The sequence below is a fragment of the Actinokineospora xionganensis genome (assembly GCF_014323725.1).
GTDB classification, from domain to species: domain Bacteria; phylum Actinomycetota; class Actinomycetes; order Mycobacteriales; family Pseudonocardiaceae; genus Actinokineospora; species Actinokineospora xionganensis.
The window spans coordinates 46,173-63,981 of record NZ_JABVED010000007.1 but is presented as its reverse complement, the minus strand read 5'-3'; the positions used below and the strand labels follow the sequence as shown (position 1 = coordinate 63,981).

Annotated in this window: 16 protein-coding genes; 6 read left to right on the top strand and 10 right to left on the bottom strand. The window is 68.4% G+C overall.

Annotation, left to right across the window (positions count from 1 at the left end):
• From GPZ80_RS13870 to GPZ80_RS13855, 4 genes are all read right to left on the bottom strand, one after another.
• Positions 1-1,053 carry an NAD(P)H-dependent flavin oxidoreductase gene (locus GPZ80_RS13870; RefSeq protein ID WP_187220759.1) on the bottom strand — a complete coding sequence of 351 codons (1,053 nt, stop codon included), beginning with the start codon at positions 1,051-1,053 and terminating at the stop codon, positions 1-3.
• 182 nt (positions 1,054-1,235) lie between these two features.
• A complete protein-coding gene (locus tag GPZ80_RS13865; protein WP_187220758.1) occupies positions 1,236-1,985 on the bottom strand; it encodes a CoA-transferase subunit beta in 750 nt (249 codons plus the stop codon).
• The gene (locus GPZ80_RS13860) at positions 1,982-2,833 is read right to left on the bottom strand and encodes a CoA transferase subunit A (protein ID WP_187220757.1); all 852 of its coding nucleotides are present in this window, start codon (positions 2,831-2,833) and stop codon (positions 1,982-1,984) included. The genes GPZ80_RS13865 and GPZ80_RS13860 overlap by 4 nt, the downstream gene beginning before the upstream one ends.
• Positions 2,834-2,844: 11 nt before the next feature.
• The gene (locus tag GPZ80_RS13855; RefSeq protein WP_187220756.1) at positions 2,845-3,600 is read right to left on the bottom strand and encodes an enoyl-CoA hydratase family protein; all 756 of its coding nucleotides are present in this window, start codon (positions 3,598-3,600) and stop codon (positions 2,845-2,847) included.
• Between the two features lie 78 nt (positions 3,601-3,678).
• On the opposite strand from GPZ80_RS13855, the gene GPZ80_RS13850 reads away from it, so the two are divergent.
• Complete coding sequence (locus GPZ80_RS13850) at positions 3,679-4,428, top strand: SDR family oxidoreductase (RefSeq protein WP_187220755.1); 750 nt, start codon at positions 3,679-3,681, stop codon at positions 4,426-4,428.
• Positions 4,428-5,330, top strand: a complete 903-nt coding sequence (locus GPZ80_RS13845; protein WP_187220754.1) for an SDR family oxidoreductase — start codon at positions 4,428-4,430, stop codon at positions 5,328-5,330. The genes GPZ80_RS13850 and GPZ80_RS13845 overlap by 1 nt, the downstream gene beginning before the upstream one ends.
• 127 nt (positions 5,331-5,457) lie before the next feature.
• Here the strand turns inward: GPZ80_RS13845 and GPZ80_RS13840 are convergent, their stop codons facing one another.
• Complete coding sequence (locus GPZ80_RS13840; protein WP_187220753.1) at positions 5,458-6,570, bottom strand: steroid 3-ketoacyl-CoA thiolase; 1,113 nt, start codon at positions 6,568-6,570, stop codon at positions 5,458-5,460.
• A 144-nt stretch (positions 6,571-6,714) separates the two neighbouring features.
• Between GPZ80_RS13840 and GPZ80_RS13835 the strand changes: the two genes are divergently transcribed.
• Entirely contained in the window at positions 6,715-7,947 is a 1,233-nt protein-coding gene (locus tag GPZ80_RS13835) for a cytochrome P450 (protein WP_187220752.1), read from the top strand.
• Positions 7,948-7,977: 30 nt separating this feature from the next.
• On the opposite strand, the gene GPZ80_RS13830 is transcribed toward GPZ80_RS13835, so the two are convergent.
• From GPZ80_RS13830 to GPZ80_RS13820, 3 genes are read right to left on the bottom strand one after another with little or no spacing between them, the layout of a single operon-like run.
• Entirely contained in the window at positions 7,978-9,126 is a 1,149-nt protein-coding gene (locus tag GPZ80_RS13830; RefSeq protein WP_187220751.1) for a thiolase family protein, read from the bottom strand.
• Positions 9,123-10,139, bottom strand: a complete 1,017-nt coding sequence (locus GPZ80_RS13825; RefSeq protein WP_187220750.1) for a thiolase family protein — start codon at positions 10,137-10,139, stop codon at positions 9,123-9,125. The genes GPZ80_RS13830 and GPZ80_RS13825 overlap by 4 nt, the downstream gene beginning before the upstream one ends.
• Positions 10,136-11,182 carry a Zn-ribbon domain-containing OB-fold protein gene (locus GPZ80_RS13820; RefSeq protein WP_312880317.1) on the bottom strand — a complete coding sequence of 349 codons (1,047 nt, stop codon included), beginning with the start codon at positions 11,180-11,182 and terminating at the stop codon, positions 10,136-10,138. The genes GPZ80_RS13825 and GPZ80_RS13820 overlap by 4 nt, the downstream gene beginning before the upstream one ends.
• A gap of 47 nt (positions 11,183-11,229) precedes the next feature.
• Between GPZ80_RS13820 and GPZ80_RS13815 the strand changes: the two genes are divergently transcribed.
• From GPZ80_RS13815 to GPZ80_RS32720, 3 genes are all read left to right on the top strand, one after another.
• Positions 11,230-12,267, top strand: coding sequence for an LLM class F420-dependent oxidoreductase (locus GPZ80_RS13815; protein WP_187220749.1), 1,038 nt, complete (start codon positions 11,230-11,232; stop codon positions 12,265-12,267).
• Positions 12,268-12,288: 21 nt separating this feature from the next.
• Positions 12,289-13,839: an acyl-CoA synthetase gene (locus tag GPZ80_RS13810; protein WP_187220748.1), complete on the top strand. Its 1,551-nt coding sequence runs from the start codon at positions 12,289-12,291 to the stop codon at positions 13,837-13,839.
• A gap of 102 nt (positions 13,840-13,941) precedes the next feature.
• On the top strand, positions 13,942-15,531 hold the full coding sequence (locus tag GPZ80_RS32720; RefSeq protein ID WP_187220747.1) for a proprotein convertase P-domain-containing protein: 1,590 nt from the start codon (positions 13,942-13,944) through the stop codon (positions 15,529-15,531).
• Positions 15,532-15,597: 66 nt separating this feature from the next.
• On the opposite strand, the gene GPZ80_RS13800 is transcribed toward GPZ80_RS32720, so the two are convergent.
• Both GPZ80_RS13800 and GPZ80_RS13795 read right to left on the bottom strand, forming a co-directional pair.
• The gene (locus GPZ80_RS13800) at positions 15,598-16,191 is read right to left on the bottom strand and encodes a methyltransferase domain-containing protein (protein WP_187220746.1); all 594 of its coding nucleotides are present in this window, start codon (positions 16,189-16,191) and stop codon (positions 15,598-15,600) included.
• 248 nt (positions 16,192-16,439) lie between these two features.
• Positions 16,440-17,672, bottom strand: a complete 1,233-nt coding sequence (locus tag GPZ80_RS13795; RefSeq protein ID WP_187220745.1) for a helix-turn-helix domain-containing protein — start codon at positions 17,670-17,672, stop codon at positions 16,440-16,442.
• Between the last annotated feature and the right edge of the window lie 137 nt (positions 17,673-17,809).

Below are 17,809 nucleotides of genomic sequence, written 5' to 3'. Positions count from 1 at the left end.
CTAGGCGTTGAGTTTCGCCAGCCGCTCGAGGGTCTCGTGGGCCCGGGTCATGATCGTGTCGATCAGGTCCGCGCAGGTCGGGAGATCGTCGAGCAGGCCGACGACCTGCCCGCCCGCCAGCACCCCCGCGTCGGTGTTGCCCTCGACCAGACCCGCGCGGAGCAGCATCGGCGTGTTCGCGGCCATGATCACCTGCGACCAGCTCAGTTCCCTGCCGTGGCGCATGGCCAGGCCTTCGCGGGCCATCGCCGACCAGCTCAGCTTCGTCAGCGCGCGGAACCGGATGGCGTTGCGGGCGGCGGCGGCCAGGCCCCGGATTCGGCCGGACTTCTCAAGCCTGTCCACCAGTTCGGTGCGCAGCACCCGATGAGGCATGCCGTCGACGCGGGTGCTGACGACCGTGCCGTCGAGCCCCCGCTCGAGATAGGCGCGCTTCACCTCGTCGGGCACGGTGCTCTCCTGGGTGAGGAGAAACCTCGTCCCCATGGCGATCCCGGCCGCGCCGTAGGACAGGGCGGCCACGAGTCCACGGCCGTCGAAGAACCCACCGGCGGCGACCACCGGAATGTCCACACTGTCCACAACGGACGGAAGTAGCAGGGTGGTGGCCACCGACCCGGTGTGCCCGCCACCTTCGCCGCCCTGCACGATGACCGCGTCCGCGCCCCAGGCCGCCACCTTCTCAGCGTGCCGTGCGGCCCCGACGGAGGGGATGACGACGACCTCGTGGTCCTTGAGCTTCGCGATGAGCTCTCTCGTGGGCGCCAACGCGAACGACGCGACCTTGACCCGTTCACGGATCAACAGCTCCACCCGCGCTGGGGCGTCCACCGCGTCGGCCCGCAGATTGACCCCGAACGGCTCGTCCGTGCGCGCTTTGGTTTCCGCGATCGCCTTGGCCAGCTCGTCGAACGTCATCGTCGCCGACGCGAGAATCCCCAAGCCGCCTGCCCGCGCCACCGCACCGACCAGCCGAGGCCCGGCCACCCACCCCATCCCGGTCTGCACCACCGGATACCGAACCCCAACCAACCGCGTGAACGCCGTCTCCATCGACTTATCCACACCTACCTCCGGCTATCCACAGGAAGATCCACAACCCCCCACCGCACCCCTACCCCCGATGCGCTGGACAAGGGACGTCCCCCCCGGGACGGGTGGGGGCTGCGATTTTCGGGTTTCGGTCGCAAAACAAGAACTCTTCGGTTGTTGGGTTGGCCTCGGCGCCGTCGAGTTCATCGCAGTGTCGCCTGCTGAACCGCGGGCTCGCGAGTGGGGGCTTCGCGTTCGCGCAAGTTGTCGGGGTCCAGGGTGCGCAGCAGGGTCAGTTCCTCGGGTGTCGGCCGCCGGGTTTCCACCACGTCCTCAATGGACAAAGCGAACCCCGTCGCCGCTTGCACCTCGGCGACCGTCACGCCCGGATGCACCGACACGAGTCGCATGGTGTGAGTTGGGGTGTTGAAGTCGAGGACGGCCAGGTCGGTCACGACCCGGTGGATGTCGTGGAAAGGTCCGGTTGCCTTGTCGTATCCGACTCCGGAGACCATGTCGACGTGGTCGACGAACACGCGGGGGCTGTGTTTCGGTACCCAGTAGCTCGTTCGGTGGTTGACCGTGTTGCCGGGAGCGCCGCGGACTCCGAGTAGTTGGCGCTGGGGTTGGGCGTGGTCGCCGACGCAGGAGATGTTCTGGTTGCCGAACCGGTCGAGCTGGTTGGCGCCCATGACGACGTGTCTGCGGCCCCAGGCCAGCACGTCGAACACCGCCCGGTACGGCAGCCAGCCCTCGACCTGGCCTGCCGTGCCCAGCGCCGGTGTGTCGGCGAACAGCATCGCCTCACCGTCGGAGATGAGCAGGTCGGGGGCGAAGGTCAACCGGGCAAGGCGAGCGCCCAGGGTGGGCATGGTGCCCATGGGGCTGGCCAGGATCTCGCCGTCCCCGCGGAACAGGTCGGCGCAGGCGACGGCGCAGCTGTCGGCTCTCATGCGGGCACCCCAACCTCGGCCTGGTAGGTGGCCTCATCGCCGGACAGGTAGCGGTCGGTGAACTCGGCCCACAGCGCCGGATCGGCCGCCGCTCGGGCGTACGTGCGCTGGAAGGCCTCGTCCCGGCCGTAGTCGGGCGCGCAGCTGGTGAAATGCGCGCCGCGTGGGGTTTCCACGACGCCGTCGACCATCATTCGGTTCAGCAGCAACGTCTGCACTGGGGCCGTGGCCGACAGTTCCGCGGTCTCCACGATCTGCTCGCACGAGACGTAGCGGCGTTCCGCGGCCAGGCAGAACAGATCGTCGAAATACGGGTCGGGGCCGAGGTACTGCGCATTCCCGTGGCGATCGGCGCGGTTGAGGTGCACCAGTGCCGCGTCGAGCCGCAGCGCGGGCATCGCGACCAGTTCCTCGCCATCGTCATAGGGCGACCGGACCGTGCGCAGCGTCGGATCGAGCCGCAGGACGTCCGAGCCGAGGCCCGCGCGGATCGGCAGAAACGGCAACCGGTGCGCGGCGGCCCGAAGTCCACACTGGAGCATCCCCTCGTCCAGTTCGCGCACCTCGACCCGCGCGTTCTCCCTGGCGTGCCTGAACCACGGGTCGTAGGCGATCGTGTCGAGCGAGACGAACCCGAACACGACCTTGCGCACCTGCCCGGAAGCGCAGAGCAGGCCGACATCGGGCCCGCCGTAGGACACGACCGTCAGGTCCTTCAACTTCGACCGCAGGATGGCCCGCACCAGCGCCATCGGCTTGCGCCGCGAGCCCCAGCCGCCGATTCCGACCGTCATCCCGTCGGACAGGCAGGCCACCACCTCGTCGGCCGTCATCCGCTTGTCGCGCACCATGTTCCCCTCTAGCTCGTGCCGTCCAGAAAGGACTGGCGGGCGTGGTCGGACGCGCCGATCAGGTTGAGCTCATAGGTGAAGCCCTGCTCGAAGCGGTAGCTGCGGTGCACCGGCTGCGGGTCGATGCCGTTGATCGCTTCCTTGGCCCGCCGGATGACCCGGGTGTCCTTGGCCGCGATCTCCTTTGCCAGAGCCAAAGCGGCGGAATCCAGCGACGCGCGCGGAACCACCTCGTACACCGATCCATAGTGGAGCAGCGTCGCCGCGTCGACCGATCGGCCGGTGAAGTACAGCGTGCGCATCAAGTGCTGTGGGACGAGCCGCGCCAGGTGGGTGGCCGCACCCAACGCCCCGCGGTCCACTTCGGGCAGCCCGAAGGTCGCGTCCGCGCTGGCGATGACGACATCGGCGTTGCCGACGAGACCGATTCCGCCCCCGAGGCAGAACCCCTGCACCGCGGCGATCACCGGCACCGCGCAGTCGTACACCGCGGCGAACGCGGCATAACAGCCCCGATTCGCGCCGACAAGAGCGTCGTGTCCGTCGGAGCGCTGGATCTCCTTGATGTCCACGCCCGCGTTGAACCCGCGCCCCTCTGCCCGCAGCACCACGACGTGCGTCGACTCGTCCCGGCCCGCGTCGGTCACCGCGTCGGCCAGGTCGAACCACCCCCGCACGGGGATCGCGTTGACCGGCGGGAAGTCGACGGTGACGACTGTGATGCCTGTGACACCTGTTTCGCCGCGGCTGGTCGTGATGCCCATGGTGGCCCCGCCTCCTTCCAAACCTAGCGATTGCTTGGTACGTTAGCAGTGGATCCCGACCACGGCTAGGAGGCGACCGTGAGCTTGTCCCTGCCGGACTCGGTGGCACTGGTGACCGGGGGCGAGCGGGGGGTCGGCGCGGGTATCACCCGGTCGTTCCGCAAAGCCGGCGCGACCGTCGTGACCTGCGGAAGGAACCGCCCGGACGTCCCGCTCGGCGAGTTCGTCCAGTGCGATGTGCGCGACGCCGAACAGGTCGACGCCCTGATCGAGACCGTCCGCGCGCGCTACGGCAGGCTCGACACGGTGGTCAACAACGCGGGCGGCGCGCCGTTCGCCAAAGCCGCCGAGGCGTCCCCGCGGTTCCATTCGAAAGTCGTCGAGCTGAACCTGCTGGCCCCGCTGATCGTCGCCCAGCGCGCGTATCCGCTGCTGGCCGAGCGGTCGGGGTCGGTCGTCATGGTGAGCAGCGTCAGCGGCACCCGCCCCTCGCCCGGCACCGCCGCCTACGGCGCGGCCAAGGCGGGTCTGAACAACCTCACCGCGAGCCTGGCGATCGAGTGGGCGCCGGACGTGCGGGTCAACGCGCTGGCGGTCGGCATGGTCCGCACCGAGCTGGCCGAACTGCACTACGGCGACGACGCAGGGGTCGCCGCGGTCGCGGCGACCGTCCCGATAGGACGGCTCGCCGAGCCGGACGAGATCGGCGCGTGCGCGGTGTTCCTGGCCTCGCCGATGGCGTCCTACGTCACCGGGGCGACGCTGCTGGTGCACGGCGGGGGCGAGGTCCCCGCGTTCCTGTCCGCGAGCGATATCAGGGAGAACTGATGGGGCTGTGCCAAGACCGGGTCGTCGTCGTCACCGGCGCCGGGCGGGGCATCGGCCGTGCCCACGCCCTGGCCTTCGCCGCCGAGGGTGCGAAGGTGGTCGTCAACGACCTCGGGGCGGCGCTTGACGGCTCATCCGCTTCGGCGGGTCCGGCGGCTGAGGTGGTCGCCGAGATCGAGGCGCTGGGTGGGGAGGCGGTTGCCGACACGTCCGATGTTGCCGATTGGGCAGGTGCTGGTGCGTTGATCAACACTGCGGTGAACGCTTTCGGCAGGCTGGACGTGTTGGTGAACAACGCCGGGTTCCTGCGGGACCGCATGCTGGTGAACCTGAGCGAAGCCGAATGGGACGCGGTGATTCGGGTGCACCTCAAGGGGCACTTCGCTCCGATGCGGCACGCGGCTGAGCACTGGCGTGGGCAGAGCAAAGCCGGTGTGGCGGTGGACGCGCGGATCATCAACACGAGCTCTGGCGCCGGTTTGTCGGGCAGTGTCGGGCAGGGGAACTACTCGGCGGCCAAGGCTGGGATCGCCGGGTTGACTTTGGTGGCGGCGGCGGAGTTCGGCCGCTACGGGGTGACGGTGAACGCGATCGCTCCTGCTGCTCGCACTCGGATGACCGAGACCGCCTTCGCTGACGCCATGGCCGCGCCTTCCGCCGGGTTTGACGCCATGGCGCCGGAGAACGTCTCGCCGTTGGTGGTGTGGTTGGGGAGTGTGGAATCCACTGGGGTGACCGGGCGGGTGTTTGAGGTTGAGGGGGGCAAGGTCTCTGTCGCCGATGGGTGGCGGCATGGGCCTTCGGTGGACAAAGGGGCTCGCTGGGCTCCGGCCGAACTAGGGCCGGTGGTTGCGGACCTGCTTGACAAGGCTGTGCCTGCTGCTCCTGTTTATGGGGCCTAGGTTGCCTGCCTGCCTGCCTGGCCTGGGCCGGAGGTGGTGGCGAAGCACTCTGAACGGGCCGTCGGGCTCGGTCCGTGGCCGGTGGGTGATGGTTGCTGTGCCCGGTTTCTGTGCCTGGGTGTCAGCGCTAGAGGCGTTCGATGATGGTGCCGGTCGCCAGGGCGCCGCCCGCGCACATTGAGATCAGGGCCGTAGAACCATCCCGGCGTTCCAGTTCGTGTAGGGCTGTGGTGATCAGGCGGGTTCCGGTGCTGCCCACTGGGTGGCCCAGAGCTATGGCGCCGCCGTTGACGTTGACCTTGTCCATGTCCGGGTTGTGTACCCGCGCCCATGAGAGCACCACCGACGCGAAGGCTTCGTTGACCTCGAACAGGTCCAGGTCGCCCATCTTCATCCCGCTGCGCTCCAGCACTCGCTCAGTGGCCTGGACCGGGCCGTCGAGGTGGTAGTACGGGTCCGCTCCCACGAGGCACTGGGCGACGATTCGGGCTCGTGGTCGCAAACCCAGCGCCCGGGTGCGTTCGAGATCCATGACCAGGATCGCTGAGGCGCCGTCCGAGATCTGTGATGACGTTCCGGCGGTGTGCAGTCCGCCCTCCAGTACCGGCTTCAGCGCTGTCAGGCCCTCGATTGTGGTGTCGCGCAGTCCTCCATCGCGATTGACGTCGCCGATGGGGACGACTTCGCGGTCGTAGCGGCCCTCTTCCCAGGCGCGTTTCGCCAGGATCTGTGAGCGGACGCCGAAACCGTCCACATCGGACCGGCTGATTCCCCGGTTGGCGGCGATCCGGTCGGCGGCGACGTACTGGTTCGGCAGATCGATCGACCACGAGTCGGGCCGGGGGGAGGCGTCGCCGACGTTGGCGCGCAGGGGAACTCGGCTCATGGCCTCGATGCCGCAGGCGATGCCCGTGTCGATCGCGCCGATGGCGATGAGACCCGCCACGAGGTGGGTGGACTGCTGGGCCGAGCCGCACTGGCAGTCGACCGTCATGCATCCGGTGGTGTGCGGCAGTCCGGCGTGCAGCCAGGCCGTTCGGGTGACGTTGTTCGACTGCTCGCCCGCCTGGGTCACGCAGCCGCCGATCACCTGCTCCACGAGCGCCGGGTCGAGGCCCGCGCGGTCGAGCAGGCCGCGCTGGGCCGCGCCCAGTATCTCCGCGGCGTGGAGGTGGGCCAAGGCTCCGTTGCGCTTGCCGATGGGGGTTCGCACAGCCTCGACGATGACGGGATTGCCCACGACCGCGCTCCATCCACTCGGCTTCCGTCCATAAAACTAGAACAGGTTCTCGAACGGTGCAAGATTGACCGGAGATCGATCTTGCTGCCGGGGTTCCAAAAGTTAACACCGTATGCTCAAATCGAATATAGAACCTGTTCCAGCATGGAGGTAGCCGTGGCTGAGATCCCCGAGGGCTTCGACTTCACCGACCCGGACCTGTACGCCCAGCGCGTGCCGGTCGAGGAGTTCGCAGAGCTGAGGCGCACTTCGGGGGTGTGGTGGAACGCCCAGCCGCACAACGCCGCGGGGTTCGGCGATGACGGCTACTGGGTGGTCAGCAGGCACGCCGACGTCAAGGAGGTCTCGCGCAACAGCGAGCTCTACTCGACGTGGGAGAACACCGCGATCATCCGGTTCGGGCCGGACATGGAGCGCGAGAAGATCGACCTGCAGCGCAACATCCTGATCAACATCGACCCGCCGCACCACACCAAGCTGCGCGGCATCGTCTCCCGCGGGTTCACGCCCAAGGCGGTCAACAGCCTGAAGGACGCCCTCGCCTGCCGCGCCGCGCGGATCGTGCACGCCGCCAAGGAGACCGGCACGGGCGACTTCGTCACCGACGTCGCGTGTGAGCTGCCGCTGCAGGCGATCGCGGAGCTGCTGGGCATCCCGCAGGACGACCGGCACAAGGTGTTCGACTGGTCCAACCAGATGATCGCCTACGACGACCCCGAGTACTCCGTCGAGCCGGAGGCCGCGTCGATGGAGCTGCTTGGCTACTCCTGGAACCTCGCCGAGGAGCGCAAGCGCTGCCCGGCCGACGACATCGTCACGAAACTGGTCAACGCCAACGTCGACGGCGGCAACCTGGGGTCCGACGAGTTCGGCTTCTTCGTGCTTCTCCTTGCGGTGGCGGGCAACGAGACCACCCGCAACGCGATCACCCACGGGATGCACGCCTTCCTGGAGAACCCGGAGCAGTGGGAGCTCTACAAAGCCGAGCGCCCGTCGACGACCGCCGACGAGATCGTCCGGTGGTCCACCCCGGTGGTGTCCTTCCAGCGCACCGCCAAGCAGGACACCGAGCTGGGCGGTGTGGAGATCAAGAAGGGGCAGCGGGTCGGCCTGTTCTACAGCTCGGCCAACTACGACTCCGAGGTCTTCGACCAGCCGGAGAAGTTCGACATCACCCGCGATCCCAACCCGCACCTCGGTTTCGGCGGCACGGGCGCGCACTTCTGCGTCGGCGCGAACCTCGCGCGCATGGAGATCGATCTGATGTTCAACGCGATCGCCGACCACATGCCCGACATCCGAAAGGTCGGGGAGCCACGCAGGCTGCGGTCGGGCTGGCTCAACGGCATCAAGGAGTTCCAGGTCGCGTACAAGTGATCCCCGCGAAGCCGTGACCGCGCAACGCGGTCACGGCTTTTCGCTGCCCACCACCCACATCGAGAAGTACTGCGACCCGCCGCCGTAGGCGTGGCCCAGGGCGCGGCGGACGCCGTCGACCTGGTGGTCGCCCGCGCGGCCCATCACCTGCAGCGCCGCCTCGGCGAAGCGCAGCATGCCGGAGGCACCGATCGGGTTGGACGACAGGACGCCACCCGAGGCGTTCACCGGGAGCTGCCCGTCCATCGCGGTCGCGCCCGACTCGGTGAGCTTCCACCCCTGGCCAACGGCTGCGAAACCGAGGTTCTCCAGCCACATCGGCTCGAACCAGGAGAACGGCACGTAGATCTCGGCGGCGTCGATCTCCTGGAGCGGGTCGGTGATCCCGGCCTCGCGCCACAGCGCGTGCGCGGCTTCGCGGCCCGCCCGCGGGTTGACCTGGTCGCGGCCCGCGAAGGTCGTCGGCTCGGTGCGCATGGCGGTCGCCTGGATCCACGCGGAGTCCCTGTGTGCGGCGGAACTGTCGCCGAGCACGATGGCGCAGGCGCCGTCCGACGACGGGCACGTCTCGTCGTAGCGGATCGGGTCCCACAGCATCGTCGACGCCCGCACCGACTCCAGGGTGATGTCGGGCTGACGCAGGTGCGCGTAGGGGTTGCGGGCGCCGTTGTGCCGGTCTTTCACCGCGACCAGCGAGCCGATGTGCTCAGGCGCGCCGGATCGGCGAATGTAGGAGCGGACGTGCGGGGCGAAGTAGCCGCCCGCCCCCGCGCCCACCGGCATCGAGAACGGCGGCGCGATCGACAGCGCCCACATGGCGTTGGACTCCGACTGCTTCTCGAACGCGACGGCCAGCACCCGGCGGTGCACGCCGGAGTGGATCAGGCTCACGGCGACGTTCGCGGTCGAGCCGCCGACCGAGCCCGCGGTGTGCACGCGCAGCAACGGCTTTCCCACGGCGCCGAGAGCGTCGGCGAGGAACAGTTCGGGCATCATCACGCCCTCGAACAGGTCGGGCGCCTTGCCCACGACCACGGCGTCGATGCCGTCCCAGTCGACGTTCGCGTCGGCCATCGCGCGGTCGATCGCCTCCCGGCACAGCCCGGCCATGGACACGTCGAGCCGCTTGGCCCGGTGGTGTGTCTGACCGACACCGAGCACGGCCGCGGGCTGCTTCATCGGGCCTCCATGACGCAGACAAGGTTCTGTTGCAGTGCGGGGCCGCTGGTCGCGTGGGCGAGGACCCGTCCGTGCAGTCCGTCGAACAGCAGCCGGGCCGCCTCGCCGATCCGGGACAGGCCCGCGGCGAACATGGGGTTTCCGGTCAGCGGGCCGCCGGACGGGTTGACCGACACGTCGTCGCCGAGCCCGATGGCTTGGCGCAGCAGGATCTCCTGATGGGTGAACGGCGCGTGCAGCTCCGCTGCCTCGACGCCGTCGACGTCCGCGGCTCGCGCCGAGGCCGCGGTGGACGGTGAAGTGGTGAGGTCGCGCGCGCCGAGGCTGCCGGAGTCGATCCGGTGCTCGATGCCGGTGATCCAGGCCGGCCGTTCCCGCAACTCTCGGGCGCGCTCACCGGATGCGAGGATCACCGCGGACGCGCCGTCGGTGATCGGCGCGCAGTCGTGGCGGCGCAACGGGTCGGCGATATACGGCTCACCCAGCAGATCGACCGCGTCGCCGCCGTGGGCTCGCGCGGCGACCTCGGCCATCGCCCGCTCGGACCACAGCCCGGCGTCGATACCCAGTCTGGCCTGCATGGCCGCGATGCTGACCGAGTCCGGCCACAGTGGAGCGACCGTGTACGGGTCGAGCTGCAAGGCCAAGGTGCGGCGGAGGTCTCCCGCCGACGACTTGCCGAAGCCGTAAACGAGGGCCGTGTCCACCTCGCCGGTCCGGATCTTCAGCCAGGCCTCATACAGCGCCCAGGCGCCGTCCATCTCCACGTGTGACTCGTTGATCGGCGGGTACGCCCCGATCGCGTCGACCGCGGCGATGAACGAGAACGCCCGCGCGGCAAGGTAATCCGACGAGCCGGAACACCAGAAGCCGATGTCCTCCTTCGTCAGTCCGGTCTCGGCGAACAGTTCGGCGAACACCGGCACCAGCATCTCGACGCCGTTGGTCGTGCCCTCGGTGGCCCGGACATGGGGGGCCTGGGCGAAGCCGACGACCGCCACCTCGGTGCTCAAAGGTGCCCCTCATAGGTCTCGTACGGCGCGTCCGGCTCCCCGGTCGGCGCGAAGTGGTCGATGTTCTCCAATGTCGTTCCCCAGTCCTCAGCCGGTTTCCACACCGCACGCACCCGCATGCCCATCCGCACCTCGTCGGCCGCGCAGCCGAGGACAAGGTGCAGGAACGCGATGTCGGCGCCGTCGAGCAGCACATACGCGGCGACGTAGGGCGGTTTGATCCGCTGGCCCAGGAACGGCACGTTGACCACGCAGAACGTGGTCACAGTGCCGACATCGGGCAGTTCGACCTCGTCGGTGGTCGGCACGCCGTCCACCGGGCAGGCGCCGCGTGGGGGGATGTAGACCTTGTGGCACTTGGGACACCGCTGGCCCAGCAGCTTCCCGTGGGCGAGTGCGCGCAGGTACTTGCTTTCCTCGGGGGAGACGGAGTGCACGACGTCGAGGTGAATGGGCGTGGTCACCATCGTCACGTCGCCCGCGCGGCCCCCGCCCTCACCGGGGGGACGGCCCCTGGCCAGTCTATCGGCGCCGGCGGGTTGGGGGGAGGGGCGCGTTGGAGTTGTGGATGGTTCGGCGAATTGTGGATAAGTCGTGGGGAGCGGGTTGGTGGCCGGCTCGAAGCATGCTATATCCGTGATTCCGCCGATCGGGTCCGCCGCCCAGCGGATGCGGACGCGCATGCCGATCGACATCGCGGACGGGTCGGCCACGTCGACGGCGTGCAGCAGCGGGGTGTCCGCGCCGTCCAAGCGGACCATGGCCCAGGCGAACGGTCGGTCGAAGGGTTGTCCCGCAAGCGGTTTCGGCATCCAGGACCAAGTCACGACCGTTCCCTCGGCCGCGACCTCGACGAACTCGCTCAGTGGCGCGGCCGTGACCGGGTCGTACTCGACCGGGGGGACGTGCACCCGGCCATCCGAACCGCGCACGCCGACGACCCGCCGGGCACGCAGTTCGGTCATGAAGTGGCCCAGCACCGGCCCGAGAGACCGGGTGTAGTCGAACCCCACACGCAGCGGGGCGCTCAGTGGCACCGTCACCCTCCGAGTGGAACACGTTCTAAGATTGGGCGCAAGGAGGTGTCAGGATGAAGCTCGGACTTCAGCTCGGCTACTGGGGCGCGCGGCCGCCCGGCAATGCGGGGGAGCTTGTGCGCGCCGCGGACCGGCACGGGTTCGACGCGGTGTTCGCGGCGGAATCGTGGGGCTCGGACGCGTTCACCCCGTTGGCGTGGTGGGGCTCGTCGACCAGCCGGGTGCGGCTGGGCACGTCGGTGGCCCAGCTCTCGGCGCGCACGCCCACGTCGTGCGCCATGCACGCGCTGACCCTGGACCACCTCAGCGGGGGCCGCGCCATTCTCGGGCTGGGCGTCTCCGGGCCGCAGGTGGTGGAGGGCTGGTACGGGCAGCCGTTCGCCCGCCCGCTGGCCCGCACCCGCGAGTACGTCGACATCATCCGCCAAGTCCTCGCCCGCGAGGCCCCGGTGGTCGCCGACGGCCCGAACTACCCGTTGCCCTACACCGGCGCGGGTGCCACGGGCCTCGGCAAACCCCTGCGGCCGATCACTCATCCACTACGAACCGACCTGCCCATCTGGCTCGGTGCCGAAGGCCCGAAGAATGTCGCGCTCGCCGCGGAGATCGCTGACGGCTGGCTCGCGGTGTACTTCTCGCTGCGCATGGCCGACCAGTACAACGCCTGGCTCGACGAGGGATTCGCGACGCCCGGCGCGCGGCGCTCCAGGGCCGACTTCGAGGTGGCGGCGGGCGCGCAGGTGATCGTCACCGACGACCCGGCCGCGGCCTACGCGGGGATCAAGCCGGTCCTCGCGCTCTACCTCGGCGGCATGGGCGCGCCGGAGCTCAACTTCCACGCCACGCTGTTCCGGCGGATGGGCTACGCGGCCGTGGTCGACGAGGTCGGCGAGCGGTTCCGCGCCGGCCGTCGCGACGAGGCCGCCGCCGTCATCCCGGACGAACTGGTCGACGACATCGCGATCATCGGGACCGCGAAGCGGGTGCGCGCGCGGATCGGGCAGTGGGAGAAGGCCGGTGTGACGATGCTCGTCGTCGGCTGCGGGTCGACAGCCGAGATCGAGACTCTCGCCGGCCTTGTCGGCGGGTGAAACACGTTCTAGATTGGGTGGATGCGCTCGATCGGTCTGTGGAATATCGCCGGTGACACCCCCGACGGTCTCGCGGTCGTCTGCCCGGATGGCCGCGAGGTCACCTACGGCGAGCTGACCGCCGCGGCCGACCGTTACGGCAGAGGCCTGCAGTCGATGGGTCTGCGCCCGGGCGACAGCGTGGTCCTGATGCTGCCCAACGGCGCCGACCTGCTCGCGGTGTACTTCGCCGCCATGCAGACCGGGCTGTACGTCGTCATGGCGAACTGGCACCTGGTGGGCGCCGAGGTGGCGTACCTCATCGAGGACAGCGGGGCGAAGGCGTTCATCGCCGACGCGCGGTTCGGCCCGACCGCCGCCGATGCCGCCGCTCGTAGCGGACTTCCCGCGCGGGCGAGCTTCGCGGTGGGGGAGGTCGCCGGATTCCGGCCGCTGGACCAACTCGGCGCCGACGAACCCGCGGGCCGCCCGGACGTCCGCACCCAGGGCTCGCCCATGCTGTACACCTCGGGCACGACCGGCAGGCCGAAGGGTGTTCGCCGCCCGCTCTCCGGGACCGACCCGGATGACGTGCCGCCCGCGGCGTCGTGGTTCTTCGGCATCTTCGGGCTCAAACCGTTCCACCACCATGTGCACCTGTGCGGGTCGCCGCTGTATCACACGGCGGTCATCAACTTCGTGGTCACGTCACTCCAGTTGGGACACTCGGTGGTGCTGATGGACCGCTGGGAGCCCGAGGAGATGCTGCGGCTGATCGAGCGGTACCGGGTGACCCACAGCCACATGGTTCCCACCCAGTTCCACCGGCTGCTCGCGCTGCCGAACGACGTCCGCTCAAAGTACGACCTGTCCTCGCTGCGCGTGATGATCCACGGCGCCGCGCCCTGTCCGATGGAGGTCAAACGGCGGATGCTCGACTGGTGGGGTCCGGTCGTGGTCGAGTACTACGCCGCGACCGAGGGCGGCGGCACGACCATCACGGCTGAGGAATGGCTGCGCAAGCCCGGATCCGTCGGCCTGCCCTGGCCGGGCTCGACGGTGAAGATCTTCGATGACGACGGCGTCGAAGCGCCGACCGGCACGCCTGGGCTGGTCTATATGCGGATGGGCACCTCGACGTTCGAGTACCACGGCGACGCGGCGAAAACCCGGGCGGCGCGGATCGGCGAGATGTTCACCTTGGGTGACATCGGTTATCTCGATGAGGACGGCTATCTGTTCCTGTGCGACCGCAAGAGCGATTTGATCATCACCGGCGGCGTCAACGTGTATCCCGCCGAGATCGAGGGCGAGGTCTCGTGTCACCCCAAGGTCGCCGACGTCGCGGTCTTCGGCATCCCGCACCCGGACTGGGGCGAGGAGATCAAGGCGGTGGTTCAGCCGGTCGACGGTGTGACCGGGTCCGATGAGCTCACCGCGGACATCCTCGCCTTCGTCGCGGGTCGACTTGCGAAGTTCAAATTGCCGCGCACCATCGACTATCTCGCCGAACTTCCCCGCGATCCCAACGGAAAGCTCTACAAGCGGCGACTTCGCGACCCCTACTGGACCGGTAATGAGTCGTTGATCTGAGCAACTGGGAATGGCAACAGCGGAATGGGGGTATTCGTCCCGGTTCTGTCGCGGTAATCCTTTTCGTGTCGCGATCGCGACACGAGAGGAGTTTCCCCTGCGATGACACTCCAACCAAAATCCGACAGGCGCAAGCGCTTGTTCCTGACCTTGGCCCTCGCGCTGGCCGCCGGTTCCGTCCTGGGAACCAGCGGTTCGGCCGTGGCCGCGCCGGACGACGTGCGACCCGCTGTGACCGAGGGCGTCCAGCAGGTTCAGCAGGTCGGCGAGGAACACGCGGCCGACATCCGCATCGGCTACGCCGCGCGCTCCGCGCGGCAGGTGATCAACCGGCCGGGTTCGGCCTATATCAAGGTGCACTTCGCGTCACTCGCGTTGGCCGAAGGCGACCGGGTGACCGTGGCCAACCCGGCGGGCACCGAGGTCCACACCTACAGCGGCGACCCGACGAGGGCCGAGTCCGCCGCCTCCGACTCGCTCTACACCAAGCAGGGCGACGGATTCTGGGCACTGTCGATCACCGGCGACACCGCCGTGGTGACGCTGCACCGGGCGGGCGGCAAACCGTCCCGTTCGGACACCGGCGTGGTCGTGGACAAGTACACCCGCGGCTTCACCGATGACGAGCAGCTGCGGCGCGACTCCGGCATCCTGTCGGTGTGCGGCACGGACGCCCGCCGCGACGCCGTCTGCTACCAGCAGAGCCACCCCACCGAGTACGCGAGGACCCGCTCGGTCGCGAAGATCTTGAAAAACGGCGCTTCCCACTGCACCGCGTGGCGCGTCGGCGCGACCAACCGGTTGTTCACCAACAACCACTGCATCGCCAGCGCCACCGAAATGGCGTCCATGGAGATCTGGTTCGACTACGCCTGCGCGACTTGCGGTGGGAACAACCCGAAGCCCGCGGTGAAGGTGACGGGAGCGCAGTTCCTCAAGACCAGTTCCAGCCTGGACTACACCCTGTTCTCGGTGAACAACTTCGCCAGCATCGAGTCCTTCGGTTACCTGCTGCTCGACGTCCGCGCGCCCGTGCAGAACGAGCGCATCTACATCAGCGGCCACGGCAGCGGCGACCCGAACGAGCTGTCCCTCTACGAGGACACCCAGGGCGGCGCCACCTGCGACGTCGACAACCCGCGTAGCGACTCGATCAACATGGGTTACTACTGCGACACCACCGGAGGATCGTCAGGTTCGCCGGTGCTCGCGGCGTCCTCGCACAAGGTGATCGCCCTGCACCACCTTGGCGGCTGCCTCAACGAGGGCACCCGGATCGAACTGATCTACCCGGAGGTCAAGGACCTCATCGACAACGGCGGCGGCACCGAACCCCCGCCCACGGGCGCGAAGTTCGAGAACACCAACAACGTCAACATTCCCGACAACGGCGCCGCCGTCACGAGCTCGGTGACCGTCACCGGCCAGGCAGGCAACGCCCCGTCGACGCTGAAGGTGAACGTCGACATCAAACACACCTGGCGCGGTGACCTGGTCATCGACCTGGTGGCCCCGGACGGTTCGCTGTACCGCTTGAAGAACGCCTCCAGCAACGACTCGGCCGACAACGTGATCACCACTTACACGGTGAACGCTTCGTCGGAGGTCGCTAACGGAACCTGGAAACTCAAGGTCCAGGACGTAGCCCGCTACGACACCGGTTACATCGACGCTTGGAGCGTCCAGTTCTAGTTCGAAGCCGTTGACTGACCTCAGTTCCCCACCCGAGACGCGGGTGGGGAACTGAGGCGCGGTCGGTCAAGCCAACCACGTCCACTGTCGAGAACCGTCCGGCTCATCGAGCCAGACCGTGTGGTGGTGGCCGCCGCGGACCGTCAGGCCGAAACGGTCCCAGCCAGGCTCGCCGAGCGTGTGCCACAGCTCGTAGGCGTCTTCCACGATCCGCCACAGGTCATCACACGAACCTGACACCTCGCGGCTACCGGCGACCTCTGACAGCGAGACCTTGACCCATGAACCCGCAGCGGTGCTCATCAGCGACGCCGAGGGGCTTCCCGTCGCAGGGTCGAACACCATGCCGGTCCGCACTCCAGGCGGCAGGTTCAGGGCGGCCAAGAACCACACCACTTGGTGCTCCCACCACGGCGTAGCCGACGCCGTCCGGGTGGTGCGGCCTACCGACTCGGGGGACTCAGCGGACCTGATGTCGGCTCGGTCGCCACGCATCGGCATGAATCCGGCCCAGCGGGCGCGGAAACGGCCTTGCAGAACACCATCGGGTGTGGCCCGGAGGTCCACGAGGTTGCCCGCGCCCCCGGTGATCTTCAGATCTGCCTGGACCCGCCCGCCCGGAGCCATCTGTTCGACCCACGCCGAGGGGATTTCCGGCACGGAACAGGTGGCTATGCGCCGATGATCGCGAGCGGCCCGACGAGGCCGAGCATGACGACGACGGCGTTCACTCGTCATCGTCCTCACACCGGCCCAGGGTCAGGCCCGCTACGACCCACGCAATCGCGATCACGACGATCGCGACAATGATCCAGAACAGCTGCATGGTCACCTCCAGTGGCATGGAGGTGACGTTAAGAGAGACGAATACCCTTGAAGGGTACGGTTTGTACCCCTACACGATCGGGCTACGCCGCGATCTTGATGCCGATGGACTGGGCCAGCGCGCGCACATCGGACCGCATGCCAGACGGGGGACGTTCCACCAGATCCAGCATCATTTCCCGGGCCCAACCGTTGTAGCGGATCGTTTCGGGTGCCGTGCGGTTCGAGGCATTCAACAGGGCCCAGACTGCCGGGCGTTCGCCGCGCTGATGGTGCGCGCGGGCGATCTCGATGAGGTGCCTGGCCCGGCGCGGAACGCTCGCGATCTGATCGGTGTCGACACGATCCGCGGCCTGCAGCGCATCACCAGGGCGCCGAAGCTCGACGGCGACGGTCGTGGCGTGGGCGGCCATCACCGCCTCGGAGAACGAACTCTGGATGTGTCGATAGCCCTTGCCGAGTTGACGCGCGACGGCGTCGGCGCGCTCCAAGTGATCCCAGGCCTCGCCGGCTCGACCGCGTCGGGCGTGCACGTAGGCGATCTCGGCTTCGAGCGCTCCGCACATCCCCAACCAGTCGACCGGCGCACCGTCGAGATGGGGCCGGAGTTGAGCGATGGAGTCTGCTGCCAGATCGATGGACTCCTCCCAGCGACCTGCGTCGCGGAGGGCCTGCACCATCGCCCATGCGCCGCCCGCGGCGACATAGGGATCGTCGGCCTCTTGGCCCTCTGTGAGCGCGCGGTCCGCGACCATCCATACCAATTCGGCTGCCGGTTGGTACGCGACATAGAAGTCGGTGAGCTGATAGACCCCCGCGAGCACGCGACGTGCCTCCCGCCGCACGTCGCCGCGCGTGGTGCGGACGCCCCGCTGCGCATCGCGGACAAGGCTGGGCAGCAAGCTGCCCAACTGGCTTCGATGATCGGGCGACGAATGGCGAACGGTCCAAGCCGTGGACAGCCGAGCGGCGAGATGGTCGACGTTGGGTGCGGATGCGTTCGGTGTGATTCGGTATTCGGTGAGCGCGGCACGAACCTCAGCCAGCGCTTGATGTTGCTCGCCGGCGAACACTTCCACGGGCACAGCCACGCCGTTTCCAGTAAGTGTTGCGAGGTCCTTGATGCCAAGCACCTGAGCGAGCCGCAGCAAGATCGGCAGCTTCGGCATCTGGAGGCGGCCGTTCTCCACGGCCTTGACCCACTCGCCTGACTTGCCGATGAGGTCACCAAGAACCGTGCGCGTCAGCCCCGCACGCTCGCGCGCGCGCTTTATCCGCTGTCCCACAGGTAGGCCAGATTGCGGATGTTCGTCCATGGCGACGCCTTTCGCCGAGGTGCTGTCGCCGAGAGCACTCGGTCGGTCGACCGCGGGCGTGACCTCGGCGAGAGGTACGACCCAAATGTATCGCGTCGGGCGGCTGGGCGACCGCCATAGCACACGCCATCCCCGAG